The organism is Jeotgalibacillus soli, assembly GCF_000829435.1.
GTDB classification, from domain to species: domain Bacteria; phylum Bacillota; class Bacilli; order Bacillales; family Jeotgalibacillaceae; genus Jeotgalibacillus; species Jeotgalibacillus soli.
Genome location: NZ_JXRP01000017.1, coordinates 181,184 through 202,689, shown reverse-complemented (window position 1 = coordinate 202,689; position 21,506 = coordinate 181,184). Strand labels below are relative to the sequence as shown.

Annotated in this window: 18 protein-coding genes; 5 read left to right on the top strand and 13 right to left on the bottom strand. The window is 37.6% G+C overall.

Features of this window, described 5'->3' with window-relative positions; genetic code table 11:
- Positions 1-355: 355 nt before the first annotated feature.
- From KP78_RS10040 to KP78_RS10030, 3 genes are read left to right on the top strand one after another with little or no spacing between them, the layout of a single operon-like run.
- Positions 356-1,690, top strand: a complete 1,335-nt coding sequence (locus KP78_RS10040) for a sigma 54-interacting transcriptional regulator (protein WP_041088559.1) — start codon at positions 356-358, stop codon at positions 1,688-1,690.
- Positions 1,683-2,993: an aspartate aminotransferase family protein gene (locus KP78_RS10035; RefSeq protein ID WP_041088557.1), complete on the top strand. Its 1,311-nt coding sequence runs from the start codon at positions 1,683-1,685 to the stop codon at positions 2,991-2,993. Before KP78_RS10040 ends, KP78_RS10035 begins: the two co-directional genes overlap by 8 nt.
- A gap of 13 nt (positions 2,994-3,006) precedes the next feature.
- On the top strand, positions 3,007-4,374 hold the full coding sequence (locus KP78_RS10030; protein WP_052474751.1) for a YjiH family protein: 1,368 nt from the start codon (positions 3,007-3,009) through the stop codon (positions 4,372-4,374).
- Positions 4,375-4,443: 69 nt separating this feature from the next.
- Here the strand turns inward: KP78_RS10030 and KP78_RS10025 are convergent, their stop codons facing one another.
- Positions 4,444-4,686: a phage holin gene (locus KP78_RS10025; RefSeq protein WP_041088555.1), complete on the bottom strand. Its 243-nt coding sequence runs from the start codon at positions 4,684-4,686 to the stop codon at positions 4,444-4,446.
- Between the two features lie 273 nt (positions 4,687-4,959).
- Between KP78_RS10025 and KP78_RS10020 the strand changes: the two genes are divergently transcribed.
- Positions 4,960-5,769, top strand: coding sequence for an MOSC domain-containing protein (locus KP78_RS10020; RefSeq protein WP_041088553.1), 810 nt, complete (start codon positions 4,960-4,962; stop codon positions 5,767-5,769).
- A gap of 223 nt (positions 5,770-5,992) precedes the next feature.
- Positions 5,993-6,460, top strand: a complete 468-nt coding sequence (locus KP78_RS10015; protein ID WP_041088551.1) for a hypothetical protein — start codon at positions 5,993-5,995, stop codon at positions 6,458-6,460.
- Positions 6,461-7,090: 630 nt separating this feature from the next.
- On the opposite strand, the gene KP78_RS10010 is transcribed toward KP78_RS10015, so the two are convergent.
- From KP78_RS10010 to KP78_RS09960, 12 genes are all read right to left on the bottom strand, one after another.
- A complete protein-coding gene (locus tag KP78_RS10010; RefSeq protein WP_084219949.1) occupies positions 7,091-7,957 on the bottom strand; it encodes a phosphatidylinositol-specific phospholipase C/glycerophosphodiester phosphodiesterase family protein in 867 nt (288 codons plus the stop codon).
- A gap of 198 nt (positions 7,958-8,155) precedes the next feature.
- Complete coding sequence (gene sda, locus KP78_RS19150) at positions 8,156-8,296, bottom strand: sporulation histidine kinase inhibitor Sda (RefSeq protein WP_084219947.1); 141 nt, start codon at positions 8,294-8,296, stop codon at positions 8,156-8,158.
- 193 nt (positions 8,297-8,489) lie between these two features.
- Positions 8,490-9,317 (bottom strand): STAS domain-containing protein, encoded by an 828-nt coding sequence (locus KP78_RS10005; protein WP_041088547.1) that lies wholly within the window; start codon positions 9,315-9,317, stop codon positions 8,490-8,492.
- A 191-nt stretch (positions 9,318-9,508) separates the two neighbouring features.
- Positions 9,509-10,324, bottom strand: a complete 816-nt coding sequence (locus tag KP78_RS10000; protein WP_041088545.1) for an STAS domain-containing protein — start codon at positions 10,322-10,324, stop codon at positions 9,509-9,511.
- A gap of 256 nt (positions 10,325-10,580) precedes the next feature.
- Positions 10,581-11,396, bottom strand: coding sequence for a carbohydrate ABC transporter permease (locus KP78_RS09995; RefSeq protein WP_041088543.1), 816 nt, complete (start codon positions 11,394-11,396; stop codon positions 10,581-10,583).
- 16 nt (positions 11,397-11,412) lie between these two features.
- Positions 11,413-12,369 (bottom strand): carbohydrate ABC transporter permease, encoded by a 957-nt coding sequence (locus tag KP78_RS09990; RefSeq protein WP_200889222.1) that lies wholly within the window; start codon positions 12,367-12,369, stop codon positions 11,413-11,415.
- Between the two features lie 134 nt (positions 12,370-12,503).
- The gene (locus KP78_RS09985; RefSeq protein WP_084219943.1) at positions 12,504-13,811 is read right to left on the bottom strand and encodes an extracellular solute-binding protein; all 1,308 of its coding nucleotides are present in this window, start codon (positions 13,809-13,811) and stop codon (positions 12,504-12,506) included.
- Entirely contained in the window at positions 13,808-15,313 is a 1,506-nt protein-coding gene (gene argH / locus KP78_RS09980; RefSeq protein ID WP_052474750.1) for an argininosuccinate lyase, read from the bottom strand. Before argH ends, KP78_RS09985 begins: the two co-directional genes overlap by 4 nt.
- Before the next feature lie 12 nt (positions 15,314-15,325).
- A complete protein-coding gene (locus KP78_RS09975) occupies positions 15,326-16,528 on the bottom strand; it encodes an ROK family transcriptional regulator (protein WP_041088541.1) in 1,203 nt (400 codons plus the stop codon).
- A 188-nt stretch (positions 16,529-16,716) separates the two neighbouring features.
- A complete protein-coding gene (locus KP78_RS09970; RefSeq protein ID WP_235420896.1) occupies positions 16,717-19,230 on the bottom strand; it encodes a PIG-L family deacetylase in 2,514 nt (837 codons plus the stop codon).
- Between the two features lie 429 nt (positions 19,231-19,659).
- Entirely contained in the window at positions 19,660-20,919 is a 1,260-nt protein-coding gene (locus KP78_RS09965) for an ATP-binding protein (protein ID WP_052474749.1), read from the bottom strand.
- Between the two features lie 229 nt (positions 20,920-21,148).
- Positions 21,149-21,388, bottom strand: coding sequence for a hypothetical protein (locus KP78_RS09960; protein WP_041088537.1), 240 nt, complete (start codon positions 21,386-21,388; stop codon positions 21,149-21,151).
- Positions 21,389-21,506 lie beyond the last annotated feature (118 nt).

The window sequence follows — 21,506 nt, the reverse complement described above, 5'->3', positions numbered from 1 at the left end:
TGATTGAACGCTCTTTTCACCTAGACTATATCTCAATAATCAGGTCTTTACTATTTTTTTAAGCATAAAATTTTTAATCAGTCGTTTATGACATCCTGTTTTCTCAGCTCAACCAATCGAGAGACCCCCTTGCATACACAAACAAATATTACCTATATATTTATATTTTTGTATAAACCATGCTACTCCCATCTCTAATTAAGCTTCTTTGGACTAAAATTCAATTTTTTCCACAATAGAAGAAAAAATACCTACTAATATTCATAAATCATCTTGCATATTTATTATTCATTATTGTATAATTATATGCATTAATGAATAAACATAAAAATTTCCGGAGGAGTGAACCTTTCCCGTGTATTTGCTGACGAATGCTGACGAGGAAATCATTGATACATATGACGAAGATATAATTGTGACCAACCGAGACGGCAATGTCATAAAAGTTACTCAGATTAGCGGAATCCATTACGGTATGTCCCCATCAGAACTATTAGGGCAATCGGTTTATGTACTAGAAAAGCGCGGGATTTTTTCTCCAGCCATTACACCACTAGTTCTGAAAAAGATGAAAAAAGTGGTGACAATTCAAACGACACCTAATGGTCAAAAAGTACTAATCACTGGAATCCCTTTATTCAATGATGAAAATGAAGTCGAATTTGTCATTAGTTATTCATATGATGTTTCAGAGCTAATTGTCATCCAAGAATATTTGAAGGAATTAGAAACTGAAATGAGCAAGGTAAAGGAAGAATTGACGCTTCTTCGTGAACAGCATTTAACAGTTGACGGTTTTATCATGGAAAGTAGATCTTCTCAACAGCTGATGAAGACCGTGCAAAAGATGGCGCCACTAGATGCCCCCGTGGTCATTCAAGGTGAAAGTGGTGTAGGAAAAAGCACATTGGCAAAGGTCATTCATCAAAATAGTTCAAGAAAAGAAGCTGCATTTATCGTGGTGAATTGCGGAACGATACCAGATGCTGTCTTCGACATTGCTTTTACTGGAGAAACCAGACAGAAAGCTGCCGGTTATTTCGCTTTAGCTAAAGGCGGAACATTAGTGTTAAAGGAGATTGATCAGCTTTCACTTGCCTCCCAAGCCACTCTCACTCGATTACTGAAAGAATATAACGATTTTCGCGTGATTGCGACAAGTGAACAAAGCCTTGAGGAGGCCGTGATGAACAAATCATTTCGTGAAGAGCTTTTCTACACCCTGCATATTGTCTCTCTTCATATAATGCCTCTCCGAAAAAGAGCAGAGGATTTAGGTGAGGCAATCACATATTACGTACAGTTATTTCAAAAAAAATACCATGTACATCGCAAGCTGTCAGATGAATTGTATCTGCATCTCCTTCAATTGGAATGGAGAGGAAACTTCCGGGAAGTAAAAAATGTGCTTGAACGAAGCTTTATCGAGTGTGATGGAACTGAAATCACAAGTGAGAATTTACCGATTATTTATCGTCCACAAAAGGAAGAGCAAATGGACATTGATCTCGAAGGACATTCACTTCCCCTCATTTTAGAACATGTAGAGAAAAAAGTGCTTCATAACGCACAAAAACGATATAGAACCACAACGGAAATGGCAAAGGTATTAGGGATTAGCCAGCCATCCGTCGTTCGAAAGCTGCAAAAATATTCCATTAACGAAAATGGGAGGACTTCAAATGAGTAATTCAGAACCAAATTGGCAAGACCTAATAAGCTCCATCGGTAACCTGCTGGCTCCGAGCATGGCCAAGGATCACCCAAATCTGCCCGTTGTAAAAGCAGAAGGATGCTACTACTACGGCGTGGATGGGAAACAATATTTAGATTTCACTTCAGGAATTGCTGTTGAAAATGTTGGTCACCGTCATCCAAAGGTTGTGCAAGCAATCAAAGATAGCGCAGACCGTCTAATACATGGCCCATCAGGCGTTATTATTTATGAATCAATCCTAAAATTAGCCTACGAATTACAGCAAATTCTACCTCCTAAATTAGATAATTTCTTCTTTGCCAACAGTGGAACTGAAGCGATTGAAGGCGGAATTAAGCTTGCAAAGTATGTCACGAAGCGACCTTATGTCATTTCCTTTACCGGCTGTTTTCACGGGCGTTCGATTGGAGCATTAAGTGTATCAACATCAAAAAGCAAATATAGAAAGCATCTTCAGCCTTCCTGGTTAACCTATCAGCTTCCTTATGCCGATCCTGATGATTGTCCTGCAGGAATTGACCCTGAGGTATTCTTTCCTGAAAAGCTGGAAAAAGATGCAGAATCCTTATTTAACCACCAGGTTGATCCTGAGGAAGTGGCATGTATGATTATTGAGCCTGTCCTAGGAGAAGGCGGTTATATTATTCCTCCAACATCTTGGCTTAAAAAAATTCGAGAAATTTGTGATCGACATGGCATCCTGCTCATTTTTGATGAAGTGCAAACAGGCTTTGGACGGACCGGCAATTGGTTTGCAGCACAAACATTTGATGTGACGCCTGATATTATGGCGATTGCAAAAGGAATTGCAGCTGGTTTACCTCTAAGTGCTACCGTCGCTTCTAAAGAGTTGATGGATCAATGGCCGCTCGGCACACATGGAACAACGTTTGGAGGTAACCCAATTGCTTGTTCAGCAGCACTCGCTTCATTAGAGGTTTTAAAAGAAGAAAAACTAATAGAAAACTCAAAAATGATGGGGATTTATGCAAAAGAAAAATTAGAAAAACTAAAAGAAAAGCATTCATTAATTAAAAGTATTCGCGGAGTGGGCCTTATGATTGGGATTGAATTACATGACCCTAAGACAGGCAAGCCAAATGGCGAAGCTGTGATGAATGTATTGGATGGTTGTTTAGAGAGAGGCGTATTGTTCTATCTTTGCGGAAATGCTGGAGAGGTCATTCGTATGATTCCTCCCCTAACCGTTTCACAAGAACAAATTGATGCTGGAATTGAAGTTTTAGACAAAGCAATAGAGGCTTATTCGAACTAGGGGAGAAGATTATATGTCAACTATACAAAAAGAAGATCAGCAATTGCCTTCATCTTCAGCGTGGAAATTTATCATACCATCTCTCATTGGAACACTACTATTTTTAGTACCAATAAAGGTTGGTGATTCAATCACGATCGGGGTAGGGTTGTTTGCCTCCTATTTACAAACAACATTTGGAGAATGGATCCCTGCCTTTATTTTATTCTTACTAGGTTTTTCAGCACTCGCTACACTTATTGGCAGTACTGTTAAACCAACTTTTATGCAATCATCGCCATGTTTACGCACACTCTTCTTTACGGGTCCGTTCGGATTGATTGTCAGGCTGTTTGGATTTGCTGTTGGAATCATGGCTTATTTCGAAATCGGTCCTGAAATCTTTTCATCTCGTAATACAGGGGGAGTAGTCCTTTATGATTTAGCACCTGTTTTATTGACATGGTTTTTATTCGCCGGAATCCTTCTGCCTCTGCTTGTAGAGTATGGATTAATGGAATTTATCGGTGCTTTAATGAATAAAATTATGCGTCCTGTTTTCACCTTGCCAGGCCGCTCATCCATTGACACGCTAGCTTCTTGGATGGGAGCCGCCCCGGTCGGCGTTTTGGTCACAACAAAACAATACGAAGAGGGATATTATACAAAGAGAGAAGCCGCTGTTATTGCGACAACCTTTTCAATTGTTTCCATTGCGTTTAGTCTCATTGTGGCAGAGGTTGCGGGAATAGGTGATTTATTTGTTCCTTTTTATATTGCCATCACTGTCGCAAGCCTGATAGCAGCCATTATTATGCCAAGAATCCCTCCTTTGTCTCGTAAGGAAGATACTTATTACGAGCCGGTTGGAAAGCAAATTGAAGACTCAATACCAGAAGGTGTTTCTCTGGTCAAATGGGGATTTCACGAAGCAAAACGAAAAGCAAATCAAGCGAAAAGTATGAAAAAAATAGCACAAAGCGGTGCTGAAACCGTGTTGGATATTTGGCTAGGTCTAATCCCTCTTGTGATGAGCCTTGGAACGCTTGCCCTGGTGGTTGCTGAGTATACTCCTGTTTTCCAGTTTATTTCTTACCCTCTTGTGCCTATTTTGGAGCTGATGGGTCTTCCTGAAGCTGAAGCGGCTGCACCTACCTTCCTCATAGGATTTGCTGATATGTTTCTTCCAGCTGTCCTAGGAAGCGGAATCGAAAGTGAGCTTACACGTTTTGTTGTAGCAGCAGTATCCCTAACTCAGATTATCTATATGTCAGAAATCGGCATACTCATTTTGCGCTCAAAAATTCCAGTGAATTTTTTAGAGCTTGTCCTTATTTTTATTTTACGTACTATTATTACGTTGCCGATTATTGTAGCGTTTGCGTATTTATTTGTTTTTTAATGCTCATGGATGGAAAGGGGTCCCTATAAATGCTTGGCATTTATAGGGACCCCCCTTTTTTATGCATGCCTATTTCCTCAAACCCGCTTTCTTTTTCTTAACAATCGTCGATCTCCGAATATCATTATCCTTCCACCAAGCAGCTAGAGCTGCAGCTACATTTAACACGATCGTTAGAAAAGTTTCTACATTTTCCGGTGTTAAAGGAAGAACCTTATATCCCATTAGCTGAAGTGTTGTATTAATTAATGCCAAAAGTAAAATAGTTGTTCGAATAATCGTAGGTGTATCAATCCTCGCTCTTTCTTCCATACCCGCTCTCTCCTTTCATACAGTACTGAATTATATACATGTAAGAAAACCTATAATTTCTTACGTTAAATGTATGAGGGGATGAGGCGGGATATGTTGGGCGGATTGTTATATAAGACTGCAAATTTTATTGTGTCTTTAGGAGTATTATCCTCATTAAGAAAGTTTAAAGTTTTATAAAGGAAATCTATAGTATTTGTCGAATAGTATACTTATATTGCACAATGAGATTGAGATAGTTTTACTTACTTTGATTAAGGAAGGTGATACGTAATGAAATCCCCAACAATTGCTTCATTGTGGAGATATCCTGTTAAATCCATGATGGGTGAAGAAATGAACTCGTGTGAGATCACTGAAAAAGGACTTTTAGGAGACAGAGCATTTGGCTTAATTGACCCGGCAACTGGGAGATTGGCGAATGCAAAAAATCCAAAAAAATGGCCAAGGATGTTCCAATATCGTGCAGCTTTCACTAAGCCGCCGCAGCTGGAATGTCCTACTCCGCCTATACGTATAACGTTACCTGACGGCACAACGGTGTTAAGTAAGGATGAGGATATAAATGAACGACTTTCTGATAGCTTTAACCGTACCGTCGCATTATCGTCTCCTTCCTCTACTGGCGTTGAGTTCGAGGGATATATTCCTGAAGAAATGAAAGAGCTTGAGAATTCTGGTTCCGTTTTCACGAGAGAATCTCCACAAGGGACTTTTTATGACATCGCAATGGTTCATGTTATTACAACATCAACCATTGATGCACTTAGAAAATTAATCCCAGAAAGCAGAATTGAACCAAGGCGCTTTAGACCGAATATAATTATTGATGTTCCGGAAGGAGAAGGGTTTATAGAAAATGAATGGATTGGCAAAACCCTAAAAATTGGAGAGCATGTTCAATTAAAAGTTGTGCAAGGCACGGCACGTTGCGTTATGACTACACTTGCCCAAGGGGATCTGCCAAGAGATCAGAATATATTAAAGTCAATTGTTAAAAATAACGCTGGGCAATTCGGCGTCTATGCTGAAGTAATAACGGACGGAAAAGCATTTATTGGGGATCGAATTGAAATTACATAAGGTAAATTGTTTTTCAGCCATTAACAAAAATAGCATTATCAAAATCATAAAAAATGCCTGAATTCCTTTAAAAAATCGGATTCAGGTTTTTTTCTATTTCATTTAGACTGACTTCTTTTGGATAAGACAATAGCCCTCACTCCTTAGCATGCGATCTATATACTATGGTAATGCTAATTTGCCGTAAGAAAAACGAATAACGTATAAGAAAGGAAGATGTTTTATGTATAGAAATCCTTATGGAGATCCACATATCTATTACGAAAATGTCGATTATGAATTTAGAATTTCACCTCCAGCTGGTGGAATTCCTTTCCCTGGTAGCGGAGCTGGGACAAGCGGAGGTTTACCATTTCCCGGCGGCGGACCTGGACCAGGCAGCGGATTTCCTTTTCCAGCAGGAGGCAGCCAGAGTCAAAGCAGCGGGCCTCCCGCAAGTCCACCGCCACAGCAAATCCCTCCAAAGCCCTTTAGGCCTCAAGGTACCACAACTTTCATGGTAGACCCAAATGTTATACGGCCTTGTTTATTCCGATTCACCTATATTTGGTTAACCAACGGCAGTTCATTTTGGTACTATCCTATCGTTATAGGAAGAAATTCAGTGGGCGGTTTTCATTGGGATCGACGACGTTTCAGATGGGTTTATTTAGCATTAGATACTAGATTTATCGATGTAGTTAGCTGTTAAGCGCAGAAATATGTATTGACTTTTTAAGTTATAATGAAAAAACTTTGCTTATTAGTATAAATAGAGCTAGTCTATCGCTATGATGGCTAGCTTTCACTGCTTGAATCCCAATTGCAAAATCATTGCTGTCTCCTACATGATAGATTAATAGATCAACATCATTGGCATAAACAATACGTGCCTTTTCCCTTTAGGTGTATCAATGATATATTTTCGTTCAACAACTAAATGGTAGCCAATACGAGGCTATCCTAATGTGTCGATGTGCTATCTGTTAAAGCCCTGCTGCATCAGAACCTTCTAAAAGCTTCATCGTAAGGCTATATGATGCCAGGCTCTTGAACAATTTGCTAGAGATGTGCTTCGTTTTCTGTAATTCGCACTTCCTCTTGGCAGTGTATTTCTCATATCTACTAATTGCGGCAGATTTTCAAAATACAAAACTCATATTATTCTCTCACCCTCTTTCTTTTCTAATTATCATGAACGTATTCACGAAGCCTGAATGAGGCTATTACGTAACTGAAACAAACATTCATGAATTGACATAATTATCCTATTTACTTTTTCGATAATGTTCGTGGGCGCAGCAATCAACTTGTAGAAATGAATCTTAAACAAAAAAACACCTCAATGGGTGTCCTCTATTTCATCAGGCATAATATAATCCGTATAAAATCCATGGACCCCTATCTCAAAATACGAATACATTTCAGCAGGATCGTTTATGGTATAGATATACGATACAATGCCGTGCTTAGATAGGACTTCAATTAGTGTTTCGCTTGCTCTTATCCATGATAGACCGACTGCTTTTATATCATTTTCTATACAAAAAGCTGCAATTGATTTTCCGCTGTATTGTTCACGACCGACTATGTACATTACATCGTGAAAACCATAGCTTCTAATAATATCAAGATCCTCTTTATAATACATTTGAGGTATGAGCCGATGAATTATCGCCTCATCTATTTCTTCAATTGCTTCTCCTACTTTTTCATATAATTCCTCAGTATCCTCCGCTGATGAAACCTTGCCGTCCAAAAGAATATAAACTTCAGGATGCTCTTTCAGAAGATTAAGCACCTTATTCAAATCCATCGGGGTATACTCTTTGTAATAAGGAAGTCCCATAAACTCTTTGTAGGTCAGTGCTTTACTATCTGCATTAAAATCCTGTCCATACGGTTCATTCCAGCCGTGGCGTGCAACCAATTTCCCATCGCTCGTCAATGAGAGATCGACCTCGATCAGCTTATAACCATTGTTATAGCTGTTTATAAACGCTTCCTCGCTATTCGTATAATCCTTCCCTTTTATTCCTCCAGCTGCATGTGCAATAATTCTATGCTTTGTCCAGGAGTAAGATTCATGCTCCTTCGCCATCGTCACACATCCTGTAAGAATAGAAACGAGAGCAAGTAAGATTAGGATTTTCCTCATAGGATCACCACCGATGATATAGCCTGTGCGTCTGTCCCATAGGACACTCATTTAGTGGCTATTTCTTACATGTAGTATGATCAAATTTTGGGATTAGATTCACCAAAAAGGTTCAAACTAAAAAAGGAATTTCATTTGCCAATTCACGTTCTGTTTATTTCTGACTCCAATTGTATTAACGTACTTCTTAACAGGAGGAGAAATATTGATAAATCAATAAAGAACCATACTGATTTTTCAATTAATTAATCAAATCATGTTTTTCAATTTAATATTTCTAGCAACCAGTTCCTCATTTAATATAAAAATAAAATCTCTTGAAAGCCTTAGATTTATCGCTTTTTGATAAGCTTCTAATAATAGCTCGGTAGACAATTTATGGTAACGCATAATATTTTACACCCCTTTCTTTAAATAATATCGGTATTTCATACTATTTGTATAGTGAATTCACAAAAAATACTAAATTAAATAAAACTACCCTTATTCAAAAAACAAGCGTTATTTTTTAAAAAATCTTCTGCTACTGTTTAGCAAAATACAGAACAAAAAAGCTGGCAATCTGCGCTGCCAGCTTTTTTGTTTATTTATACATAGGCTTACTATTCTTGCTTAAAAACTGTCTTAACTGACCATACGATTCGATCTTTGATAGATCCACGCCTAAATGAACAGCAGTTAGAGCCATGCTTGGATGAACACCTGTAATGATGGTTTTCGTTCCAATAAGTTTTAGAGAATCAATTAGATCAAACAGGTGCTTTGCGACAAACGTATCGAACGTAGCAATCCCAGAAAAATCTACAATAATCGTATTTACGCTCTTGCTTGAAACCTGATCTAATGTATTTTCAATAAGATTTTGCAGTCTCCTTGGCGTGAAATTCCCAATGAGAGGAAGGACTGCACGTGATTTATCGATTACCACCACTGGTGCTGAGATTTCATCATATTCGTATTCCATAACTTCTTTATTTTTTTGTGCTTTATCATTAAAATTTTGAGTTGTTGTTCGGATCGCCACATCAAAGGCGAACATAATTTCTTCCAAAATGAGAAACCCTTCATGAATTTGGGAGTCCTCAAACAAATCTGACTGACGAAGATGCTTTAACAAAGACAATCTAAAAACACATAGGACATTAATTGTATGCTTTAACAGAACACCTTTATCAAAAAAATAGTTAGAAATGTCATAGCCTGTTTCATTTTCCACCGTAGCTTCTTTACTTGTTAATAAGCTTTCTGATACACGATCTAATAGAGAACGCAGCATTTCATAATGATGGATAAGATCCTTCTCTGAAAATTTAATATTCAGTTCATTTAATGTTTGTGGGAGCAGTTCATTCGTGATGTCTGTTTGGTTATCTTGTAAATAGCGTGAAACTATCTCATTTAATTGGCCCATAGTCATTCTCCCTTCATTACAAAGTTAATACCCGAATTGTCATACTTTACACCTAGAATGCATTTAAAGGTTATCAAAAGGAATGATCGCACAATTTAGTTTTAAATTTCATTAGAATAAAATGACAAAAAGCAACACTTCAATAAGTGATGCTTCGAGAAGATTCAAAATATACGTTCTACATAAAAATATTATTCGATGCTTTCCAATGCTTGTTTAACATGACCAAACGTCTGAATGACAGTCATATCAATTCCAGCTAGTACAACCGTTTGGGCTAAATCTGGACGAAGCCCAGTTACAATTGTGTTTATTCCTAATAAACGAAGAACACTCTCAATGTTATAGAGGTACTGTACAATTTCAATATCGATTGTTAAAATCCCTGAAAAGTCAACAATAAGATAATTAAGCTCCATTTCAGCAATTCTTGGTACTACCTTATCCAATAAATAAGCAGCCCTGGAATAATCGATTGTACCGATCAATGGGAGTACTGCAACCCCATCACGAATAGGAACGACTGGTGCCGATAATTCATCCATTTCTCTTTTGGTCTCTTCCATTATCTGATCACTCTTTCGTTCATACGCTAAAAGAGTTTCAGTAAGACTGATATCAAGCATGGTATTGATTCGTTTAATAAGTATCGCATGTTCTTCCAAGGAAAGATCATACATTAACCCAATGTTCGTCATAAACTCAATAAAAACATCGCGAGTAGCTGGATAACGAATAAGAATCTCAGAAATCCGACCATCTTCTGATGCTTCACGCTCACCATTCTTCTTGCTCCACTCTACTAGATCCTCCGGCACCGTATCCTTATCACAATGAACCGAAACTCCTAAAAAACCGAAGAATTCAATATACATGGCAACGGCTAGTTCCTTTTCCCATTCAGGAATCTCCAGCTTCATTCTGTTCAAAACATTTTCAACAATCTCAACCGCCAGAGACTCTTTATTTTCAGTAAAATAGTCTGCAACCTTTGTAAGAGAGGTCATTTTTCTCGCCCCTTAAATGATTAATAGTTAGATTATAGCTCAAATAAAGAAAAAGCTAACCTTTAAATAAATATTATGACGAAATTACCATCTCTATTCAACAAGAATATGTCATCTTTATTCTTTTTAAACAGAACAAAAGACACTTTTAATGAGTGTCTTTTGTTAGATCAAAAAATCAATTATTTAAATAGGGTGACAACATGCTTATTTTAAGATGTCACTGCATGATAGCTATTATTTCTAACTTGCCCCATCACTTCATCCCAGTAAGTACAATTCCTTTGATAATATAACGCTGTAACAGAAAAAATACTAAAATTAAAGGTAATGCTGTAATGGTGGACCCAGCCATAATCAGTTCCCATTTTGTGTTAAATTCGCCTGATGCCAAAAAGGACAGTCCCACGGGCAAGGTGAACACTTCTTCAGAATGCGAGACGATTAACGGCCACAGGAAGGCATTCCAGTTACTCAAGAACGAAAAGATACACAGAGCAGAAATAGCTGGCCATACTTGAGGAATGGCTACTTTTAGAAAGATTTTAAATTCTCCCATACCATCTACTCTGGCTGCGTCCAAGATGTCATTAGGTATTGACTCCATAAATTGCCTCATGAGAAAGACTCCAAATCCAGTCATTAAGCCTGGAAATAAAAGACCCCAATAGCTATCTGTCCATCCCAACTCAGAGCTCATTAAATACCATGGAATAATCAACATCTCAGTCGGGACCATTAATGTGCTCAAAATCGTGATAAATATGATCGTTTTACCGATAAAGTGGAATTTAGCAATAATGTAGCCGACCAACGTATCGAAAAATGCCACACTTAATGTCGTTATGACCGCGATAATTAAACTATTGATAAACCATTTTAAGAATGGTGATCCCTGAAAGATTGCTATGTAATTTGCAAAAGTAGGGTTTTCCGGAATGATACTTAGTGAATAAACATCAATGGCTGTTTTAAGGGATGTTGAAACCATCCAAACAAATGGAAAAATCATCGCAATCGATCCAGTGATCAATAAAAGATAGACAATTGTCAAACCTGTTCGTTTTTTCACTGTTTACTCCTCCCCTCTAATAATCAAATTTCTTTGTTAAGACTTTCATTTGGAAAATCGTTAAGGCGAGGATAAACAAAAATAACACGACCGTTGCTGCTGAAGCTAACCCCATGCTATATTGTCTAAATGCCAATTGATAAATATAGACAACAATCGTTAGCGTAGAATGAAGGGGACCTCCAGCCGAATCAACACTCATGTTGACAACCTGGGTGAAAGAAACCTGGATAAAATTAATACTTCCGATCACCACTGAAAACACAATCGTAGGATTTAATAATGGAATGGTAATCATTTTTAGTTTTTGAAAAGGACTCGCTCCATCCACATCTGCAGCTTCGTAAAAGGTTGAAGGAATATTTTCTAGACCTGCTAAAAATATTACCATCTGGAAACCTAAAGCCTGCCAAATCATTGTACCTATAATGACAAAGATAGCCTGGTTAGGAGAATTCAAAAATAATTGCGGAGGTATTCCGATAGTCACAAGCATTTCATTCATAAATCCATTATTCATAAATAACCATCGAAATACCCAGCTAACAGCCACAATACTTGTGACATAGGGAATAAAATAAATCACGCGGAAGAACCCAACAAATCTATTTATTCTTTGCAATAATAAGGCGATAAATAGCCCGATGACTACTTGACCGATAACACCTATCACAATAAAGATCGCCGTATTCACTAAAGATTTCCGAAATACTTCATCATTAAATAACGTAGCGTAGTTTTCCAATCCGACAAAAGGTTTTTCCGGAGAAAGAATATTCCATTCTCTAAACCCAATATTAAAGGTGTAAAGAGTCGGAATAATCCTTATTCCGAGATAGAAAATAATCGGTAAAAGCAAGCAAATATAGACGAATAGATATTTGCTTTGCTTCATCGTTAATTTTGGTCTTTTCTTTTTTTCAGGAATCGCATTCTTGATTGCCTTATCAGATAGTTGTGATGGCTGATTCATCATAATGGCCTCCTATTGAACGGGGCAGGGTAAATGGTTCACCCTGCCGCCTTGTTTTTCCTTAAATTAATGGAAATTAAAGGGGAGGTCACTTGAAAGTATTAAGCTCCTCCTATACTGCCTTATGGATCAAATTAACGATTTCCCCAATATTCATCAAAGAGTGCTTGCGTATCTTCAACGAGTTCATCATAAGCTTCTTTAGGATCCACGCCCTCTAACAGTACTCGATCCACAGCTCGAATGACCAAATCACGTTCTCTTGTTTCGTCGATGAAGAAGTGAGCTTGTGCATTTGGCAGCTGTTCTATAAACGCACCGTATCGTTCATCTTGTAAGTATTTATCTTGCTGTGCAACCTTTTGTTTCGCTGGCAGCTCACCAATTTCTTCCAACCAACGTTCCATCACTTCATCACTCGTTAAAAACTTCAAAAACTTAACCGAAGCTTCCAGTTCTGCCCCTTCTGTTGTTGCCGTGATACCATTTGTCCAGAAGGATGACTGTGTTGCTTCTTCATTCTTAGAAGGTAAAGGTGCAATGCCATAGTTCAAATCTGGAGCATCGTTTTGCAACGTTCCAAGGCGGAATGAACCATCTATATTCATCGCAGCATGCCCTGTCATAAATGCTGTAACATCATCGGTATAGAAGTTTCTCTCAGCAACCTTGTGGGTTAGAGGAAAGTCCAGCCAATATTGAAACGCTTCAAAGCCTGCTGGGCTGTCATCCCACTTAATTGTTTGTCTATCTTCACTTAATCCCTCTCCTCCGGCTTGATAAATTAATGCGTCTCTAAACCAGTGATGTCCTTGCTGAGAGGGTTCCCAAGCCATTCCTGCTTGTTCCAATCTATCATTCGCATCACGTTTCGTTAATTGCTTGGAATAGTCGACTAATTCATCCCAATTGGTTGGCGGCTGTTCCGGATCTAATCCTGCCTCTTCAAATAAATCTTTGTTATAAAACAGTGCCAATGTTCGAACAGCGGTTGGAATTGTCCAGTACTCATCGTCTAGCTTAGTAGCTTCAACCATTGGAAAAAACTCCTCTTCAATTTCTTCATGCGGAAATTCATCCTGAGGCAAAGGCTGTAAATAACCTGAATCTACATAAAGCGGTACCCAGCCGTAAAATAGGTTAATAACATTAGGACCATTTCCTGCAGGGACTTGAGCTGCTACTTTTTCATTGTATTGTTCATATGGAAAATTAGTTTGATTGACCTTAATATCAGGATTGGCTTCTTCAAATTCAGCAATAAGCTCATCCATTAAGTTAACTTTGGAATCAAATGCATATTGCCAGTAATCAATCTCTACCACAGCATCACTCGTGCCCTCACCCTCAGCAGAATCCCCTTCATCTGAATCTTCTTCCGAACACGCAGCTAAAAACAAAATTGCTAACAATAACCAAGCATTGAACCATGATTTTTTCATTTACTTTCCTCCCCCTGAAATGTTCTTTTTTTATTTATTCCAAAACCGGCATCGTGTACCAATTTTGATGAATACCCTTCCAGATTTGAAAAAACGGTAACAAGCCAGGAAGCTGTTGCAGACACATCTTCAAGTGCTTCTTGTCGTTGGCGTTCTATTTCAATTGGAGCAGGTCCCCCAAGAACATCTCGAACTCTGATAAAATCCATGGGGTTTGTTGCCTGATGATATTCTTTATCAGAAAAAGAGACGGTAAGATTCGTATATTCCTTGGCAATTTGATTAATTTGTGCAGCTGATCCTTGCAAGAGGTTTTTTTCTTCTTGGATAAGCCGCTTTACAAATAAACTGACAATTTTATGAGAAGTACGAAATGGCACGTTATGATTTCGCACTAATAAATCCGAAATTTCGGTAACAGTCGAAAATCCGATTTTTGCTCTTTCATAAAGCAGTTCTTCATTAAAGGTACAATCATGTAAAATTTCAGTTAGTAATAAAATAATATCTTCTGTTTGTTGGATACCAGATTGTAATTTAGGCTGGATATCATCCCCTATATCGACGATGTCACCTAATGGTACGCTGTGTGCTAAGAATAGAGTACCTTGTAACTCGGCAATGGCTTTACTAATGGATGCGCGAGTATGTTCCAGGGCTGAAGGGTTTCTTTTTTGTGGCATTATACTTGATGTTTGGACATGTTTATTATGAAGACGAAGTGTATTCACTTCGTTTGTTGACATGAAGATTAAATCATAAGTAAATCTGGAAAGCGTGCATAATGAAATGGATAGGACACTTGAGGTCTCAAGCATAAAATCAGAAGCGGAAATGGCGTCATACGAATTCAACATGGGCCCTGTGAAGCCCAATCTCTGACTTATATCATGTCGATCAATATTAAACCCTGTTGTAGCCAATGCAGCTGCTCCCATTGGACAGAGATTCATCCGATTATAAAGCGCAACCCCTCTTTGAACGTCCCGCTGCAGATTGTTTTCTACTGCGAGCAGATAATGTGCGAGTGTTGTGGGCTGAGCCTGTTGATTGTGAGTATGTGCAGGCATGACGGAATTTTTATGCTCATTTGCTAAGTTTAGTAAAACGGAACGCAGTTTGTTTATATTATCGATCCATTTGGCAACTTTTTCTCTCCAGTACATTCGGAACATTGTTGTATCCATATCATTTCGACTAAAAGCAATATGCATATTTCCAACAAGCTGTTCTCCAATCTCACTTGCTAGCTCGTCTTCAAGCATAAAGAATAGATCTTCAAAATGAGAATTGTACTGCTTATCATATCCTTGCTTAAGAATCTTATATGCAGCATGGAGGATCGTATCGGCTTCCTCTACCTTTAATATTTTCTGTTTCTTTAACATAAGAACATGAGCAAGATTTATTTCCATAATGTATTTAAAAAAATGATCTCTTGTGACGTTGTAAGTAGGTCGGAGCACTGTATTAATATAAATCTCTGATCTCTTTACAGTCATATCAGGACCTCCTCAATTTTTTAAAATGGAATCATGTTCTTGTAAACAAAGAGCTGCAGCTCCTATTAGCGACAGTCCATCCAATTCTGTAATGGAAATATTGGTTGTGAAAGGGAGTTGTTCAGCTAAAATCTCTTGCACCTTTGGCAAAAACCAATTACCTGATTTAGAAATCCCACCCCCCAGAATGACGTATTGGGGATTAAATATACAAATAACATTCACAAGGGCAAATGCGATGTGATCTAATGTTTCTTCAATGACTTCACTTGCTGCAGGATTGTTTTCTTTTGCCAATTGGAAGATATGTTTAGCGGTAAGCTCTTGGTGGTTTCGGAGGTTTTGATTATCTTTACCTGTTACTAGCTTCGTTTTCATTCTTTGGACAATGGAAGGGCCTCCGACATGACTATCAAGAAACCCGTATCCTTCAAAAATTTCATTATATCCTTGTTTGGCTTCATTCTTATCTGTGACCATGTAGCCAATTTCTCCAGCTGCAAAGGAAGATCCCCGATATAATTGACCGTTAACGATGATTCCACAACCAACTCCTGTTCCCAGTGAAATCAATATGATGTTATCAGCTTCTTTCGCTTTCCCTTTCCATTGCTCTCCGAGAACACTAACATTAACATCATTGTCTATATAGACGGGAATATTGAGGGACTTTTCTATTTCTTCTTTTAAAGGATAGTTCATCCATCCCAAACTGGGCGCTTCAAGAACAATACCTTGCCGAGTATCTGTTATCCCTGGGGCTCCAACCCCAATAGCCATCAAATTCTCTAATGTCAGGTAAACTTTTGAGATAATCTTTTGGATACGGACACAAATTTGATCAACGAGTGTTTCAGACGAAAGCTGCGTTTCAAATCGATCACGAATAAGCAGCTCGCCGTTCATATTAAGAATTCCTAATTCTACATGAGTGCCTCCGATATCTACAGCAGCAATATATTGTTTATTCGCATTAAACGATAGTTGAATCGGTTTCCTTCCACCTGCTGAATTAGCCGTATCACTCTCCCTTTCTTCAACCCATCCCTCAGCAATTAGTTCTTCAACTACAGATGAAACCGTGGGCTTACTTATTAAGAGTGCAGAAGCAACGTCTGCTCTGGACACGTTCTTGTTTTGTTGAATATAACGAAGGACTTTCTTTTTGTTAAGATACTTAAGGTAGTTAGGCGTGCTCGTTTTGTTCTGTGTCATATATGCATAACCCCTTGGACTGTAATAGTCGTTAGTTCGTAAAGCTTCCTTACTGAATTATCCATATATTATTATCTATTGGAATTAATGTCAATCAATATTCTGAAATTTTTAAATATTCATATTTCAAATAATTGTGTGGTCATGTTTATAAAAGGGACACTAACTTAGCCGTCCCTTCATCCATTTTATTGAAGTGGAAAACTAAGCAGATTTGTATATAAACGATAGCCGCCTGGAACCTGACCTTGAATTTGTCTATACCAAACTAAATTCGTATACATATACGTTCCTTCACCATAGTCCGCCATTAAAATTCCGCTTGTAAACGGATTCTCATTCGGGTCTGCCATACTGATGAAGGTTTCAAAGTTCTCATTCCAATCCATTGGGAAGTAAAGACCACGTTCCTGCACCCAACCATCCCAATCAAAGTTTGTTATTTTATTTGGGTAGTTGAATAGAGCGTGATTCTCATTAAAAATGCTTACCTCTGCATTTTCATTGGTCACTCTCCATCGAATGGATGGCGAACCTATTGTAAGCGGGAATGGTGAATGGAGCGCCCCATTAAAACCATCATTTACAGTATGATATTGAACGACTAAATGTCCGCCGTTTGCAGTATAATCCAGCAGGCGGTCAAATTGTTGCGATAGCCCTTCTCTTCCTCTAAGTGCCCGAATGCCTAAAACGATCGAATCATACTGTGAGAGATCTCCATTCGCAATTTCTTCATCGCTTAGTTTTGCAATGTCCATCCCTATATTGGCTAGATAATCAGGAATCTGATCGAAACCGCTTTCAATATACCCAACCTTCAACCCCTCTGGAATTTCCAATTCAAAGGAAATGCCTGTAGCTGTTGATGAATATAAAAGATAAGATGTTTCAATATGGTCATAGTCTATTTTTTGTACGGTGGTTTGGAATACTTCGCCTTCAACTTCTACCTGTCCTTTTACTTCGAAAGCTTCAGGTATTTGTCCATTCGGTGTTACAGTAAATTCAATCGATTTCTGTTCTTCCTGATGATTAAAATTAACTTCTTCTTCTGACGAGATTGCTGTCCAGCCATCTGGCAGCACAAGGGATGGGTATGCAACAGCAGGACCTGCAGTGTAATTTGTAAGCACCATCTCTACGTTGATCGTATCAGGTACGTCTAATTGATTAATTGAAATTTCTTCCGGATTTAATTTCACCCCAACATCTGGTAACACAGCTACGGTATCTGGCGGTTCAACCTTATAGGATGCTTTTTGCTTCTCAACGGTATAATGAACACCTGCTGTCAAAATTGATTCTTTATAAGGATGATAGAATTCAGTATCCTCAGGTAGTTGAACCGTAAAAGAAGCTCTGTTTGTTTCTCCGACTTTTAGGGTTCTTTTCTTCATTTCACCCTTAACATTCCACTCCTTTGGAACATTTAAGCTAAGGCTGAAATCTTTGAGAGAAGTATCACCATTGTTAACCGCTTCTACTGTAACACTTGTTTCTCCTCCATTAGTAAGAATAGAATTCTCTACATTTATCGTCACATCGACTGCTGAAGCAACCTCACTAACTTTCATCAGCTGATCTGTTTTAACATCCAGCTTAAAAAGAAGCTCTCGTTTTAATTCTTCTTCCACCTTACTTTGGTTAATTTTATCCTTCGCTTTTTTCACTTCTTTTAAAGCTTCATGTGCAGCTTCTAATGTATCTTTCTTGGAAGGATATTCTTCAATAACCTCCTCCAGGGAAGCTTGTACATTCTTAAGAGTCCCTCTAATCTGATTATCTCTTCCTTTTAATGACGCAGCAGTTTCATCAAAATTTTGACTAAGACCATCGAATATCGAGTTTTCTTTTTCTGGGATCGAATTTACCGATTTTGCTAGATCAAGATCGACATATAAAGGTGCGACTGGCAAATCTCTGCCCATCCCCTGACTTTTGTGAAGATAACGGGAATCCTCCCCTAACTGAGCGTATGTCTTGCCATAAACAAGATCCACTTCATTTCCTACTTCAATTGATATCGTTGCGTTTTCACTGGATTGTGCAGGCAAATATAGTTTTTTAACTTGCCAAGGTTCCAATCCTTCTTCAAAATGCTCTGGGAATACAGCAGGATCAGCAGCACCATCAAAGGCTCTTAACGTTAGGTTATTAATTGTACGGTGATGACCATGTTGTGTGTCTACATCTAAAAATGATGGAAAAATCACTTCTGGTTTATATGCACGAATCTCTCTAACCAAACGTTCGTACGTGACTTCTTCTCCCCACTTATTCAACGTTTCTTCTGTGGTTTTTGAAAATCCGAAATCATAAATTGGGTCGTTAATGTCCTTGCTTAACATAATGAGGTCAACATTGGTGACAGCTGAGGCTTCAATTAGCTCTTGGGATCTAATAATTCCCAAGCCGTTTCCTAATTCCAGACCAATTTCATTTTGGCCTCCTTCTCCTCTATTTGCGATAAGACTGCCTGTTCTTACCCCTTCTATCAAAGATAAATAGGCTAGTAAATGACTTCGTTCATCATCAGGATGGGCCCCAGTATTTAAAAAGCTTGAAGTAGTTTTCAGAGGTGTGACAGCTTTCCACAATTCTTCGTCATGCTCTGTAGCTGATGACCAATTAGGAAAGGCTATCGTAGATACAAGAAGAATACTAGCCATGAAAAAAGCGTAATACCGTTTGTTTTTCACAATAAAACCTCCATTTATTTTATTCTAGGTTTATCATGGTGAAAAAACGAATTATCTCTTTCCTCCTTTCAATAATATTAAGTTAGTAAGGTTTCCTTACAATAGAATTATACTAAATTTTCAAAATATTAAAAAAGGTAAAATTTACTGTTTTTTAAGACAGTATAAGGACTTATGCAGCGAATAGATGGATTATTAGCGAATAAATGCACGCTGATAGCTAGTAATTGCGTATTCTCTTAAAACAACATTATTTTCAATAATCCCATAAAAAACTACATCGCCAATTGTTAGACCGTGTCTAACAATTGGCGATGTAGTTCAAGCTTGACAAGTACGCTTTTCTTATTTATATATCCCCCGTTTTATTAACCTCATCAATGTTTCTACAAGTGAGCTTTTTGGTCTTTATCCTCCAAAATAAAAAAATCACCCTCTACTAGCAGGCATTTCTATTGTAAAACATGTTCCATTTTCATCACTTTCTACATTGATTATGCCGCCCATATTTCTAATGATACTAAATGATACCATCATCCCTAACCCTGTCCCATTTTCTTTGGTCGAAAAGTAGGGTTCACCAAGCCGATTAATTTGTTCCCGGGTCATCCCTTTTCCCTGATCACAGATATGAATGAGGATATTTGGGTTCTCATAAAACGCACCAATTTGTAATACTCCTCCCTTTGACATAGATTCTATTCCATTTTTCATGATATTTATTAGAGATTGCTCTAATTGTTTTTTTTCACCCAATGTGAAAAGAGAATCTGTCTTCTCCCCTGAAATTAATATTTGAACATTATTCATATGGGCTAAAGGGTTAAGGATATTAACAACATTCTGAATTTCTTCACAAATGTTTATTTTGTTCTTTTTCTCAGATATGGGTTTTGCAAAAGTTAAATAATCATTAATAATCTCCGTAGCACGATCCAGTTCTTTGATGGCGGTTTCTAAGTATTCCTTCGTTTTTGGCGACACCTCTTGAGCACCCGAAGACAGCTGCAGAAATCCTTTGCAGACAGTTAATGGGTTTCGCACTTCGTGTGAGATGCTTGCAGCAAGATGGCTAACGACTTGCAGCTTATCAGCTTTTATTAACCGTTCTAACACTTCAAAATTGGTTTTAATTACCTCCCAAAGAATGGTCGTAATGATCATGCCAATGATACTGATCACAAAATATTGAATCCATAAACTTGCTTCAACATCTATATCGAAATACTCTTCCAAAGCAATGAAGGTAAAGATATTAGAAATTAATAGTAAGCCCCCGCTCGTCAATATCTTATGTTTTAAGGACATTTTTTTATAATATTTTGATACTAAGATTGTAATGACAGCAATTAAAGGGAATGTAAGCAACACTGTATAGAATCCGTCACCGCCTATAAAAAACCGAACTAACAAAAGAAATGATAATAAAAAAAGCCCATACTTTGGACCTCCATATAACACCCCTAAAATAAACGGGATTCTGCGCAGATCCCAAGAAAAACCCTCCACAATAGCAAATGGAAATAGCATACATAGAATAATTGAAATAAGAGGAAATAGTACGAACAAAGAACTTTTTAATTTTTCTAATCGATAAATATATTTTAAAAGATAAAACATTTGCAATAAAAATAAAGAAAGTAAAATAAATAAAAAATTAATTAGTAAATCCTTCGTTATTAGTTCCAAAGCGGCACCGACCTTTATAATAAGAAGTTTAGACCAAGAGGATAAAGACAGTACATAAATGCTTGTAGTTTATTTTTTACGATATTTTCTTAATCACGCCTAAAACAAGCTGTACAAATGATTATAATAGTAAAATGATCGACTATTTTTAAAATTCGACATTTTTTATTATTTTCCTCTTCTCCTAATGATTTATTTTGCAATCTTGCAAAATAAAAAAAGCCACGATTTAGTGGCTTTCTTCTAATTCTTTATTTAGTACTCCGTTTATAGCAATAGCCGCTGTTTCTTCCTGACTGTATAACTCCACAGCTCCACTTTCAAAGAACGTTACTTGGTATGAATTAATCTGTGGTAAATAACATACCATTGCAACAGGTAAGTGATTTTGAGAAAATGTATGGGTGATTTTACAATCGCGATAGTAACTAATTGTTTTTAGCATTTCGATAAGGTTTTCTATTAACATTTTCTTTAGGCTCCCTTCCCATTTAAAGCAGGAAAAAATATCGCCCTGACCCAAATATATTTTGCATCTTAACTTTATCACATACAAGAGTATTATGAATGGTTTTAATAGAATTAAT

Excerpts from the sequence above, each read along its gene's own strand:
- KP78_RS10035 (WP_041088557.1), top strand. The coding sequence starts at position 1,683 with ATGAGTAATTCAGAACCAAATTGGCAAGACCTAATAAGCTCCATCGGT.
- KP78_RS10030 (WP_052474751.1), top strand. The coding sequence starts at position 3,007 with ATGTCAACTATACAAAAAGAAGATCAGCAATTGCCTTCATCTTCAGCG.
- KP78_RS10025 (WP_041088555.1), bottom strand. The coding sequence starts at position 4,686 with ATGGAAGAAAGAGCGAGGATTGATACACCTACGATTATTCGAACAACT.
- KP78_RS10020 (WP_041088553.1), top strand. The coding sequence starts at position 4,960 with ATGAAATCCCCAACAATTGCTTCATTGTGGAGATATCCTGTTAAATCC.
- KP78_RS10015 (WP_041088551.1), top strand. The coding sequence starts at position 5,993 with ATGTATAGAAATCCTTATGGAGATCCACATATCTATTACGAAAATGTC.
- KP78_RS10010 (WP_084219949.1), bottom strand. The coding sequence starts at position 7,957 with ATGAGTGTCCTATGGGACAGACGCACAGGCTATATCATCGGTGGTGAT.
- sda (WP_084219947.1), bottom strand. The coding sequence starts at position 8,296 with ATGCGTTACCATAAATTGTCTACCGAGCTATTATTAGAAGCTTATCAA.
- KP78_RS10005 (WP_041088547.1), bottom strand. The coding sequence starts at position 9,317 with ATGGGCCAATTAAATGAGATAGTTTCACGCTATTTACAAGATAACCAA.
- KP78_RS10000 (WP_041088545.1), bottom strand. The coding sequence starts at position 10,324 with ATGACCTCTCTTACAAAGGTTGCAGACTATTTTACTGAAAATAAAGAG.
- KP78_RS09990 (WP_200889222.1), bottom strand. The coding sequence starts at position 12,369 with ATGAATCAGCCATCACAACTATCTGATAAGGCAATCAAGAATGCGATT.
- KP78_RS09985 (WP_084219943.1), bottom strand. The coding sequence starts at position 13,811 with ATGAAAAAATCATGGTTCAATGCTTGGTTATTGTTAGCAATTTTGTTT.
- argH (WP_052474750.1), bottom strand. The coding sequence starts at position 15,313 with ATGACTGTAAAGAGATCAGAGATTTATATTAATACAGTGCTCCGACCT.
- KP78_RS09975 (WP_041088541.1), bottom strand. The coding sequence starts at position 16,528 with ATGACACAGAACAAAACGAGCACGCCTAACTACCTTAAGTATCTTAAC.
- KP78_RS09960 (WP_041088537.1), bottom strand. The coding sequence starts at position 21,388 with ATGTTAATAGAAAACCTTATCGAAATGCTAAAAACAATTAGTTACTAT.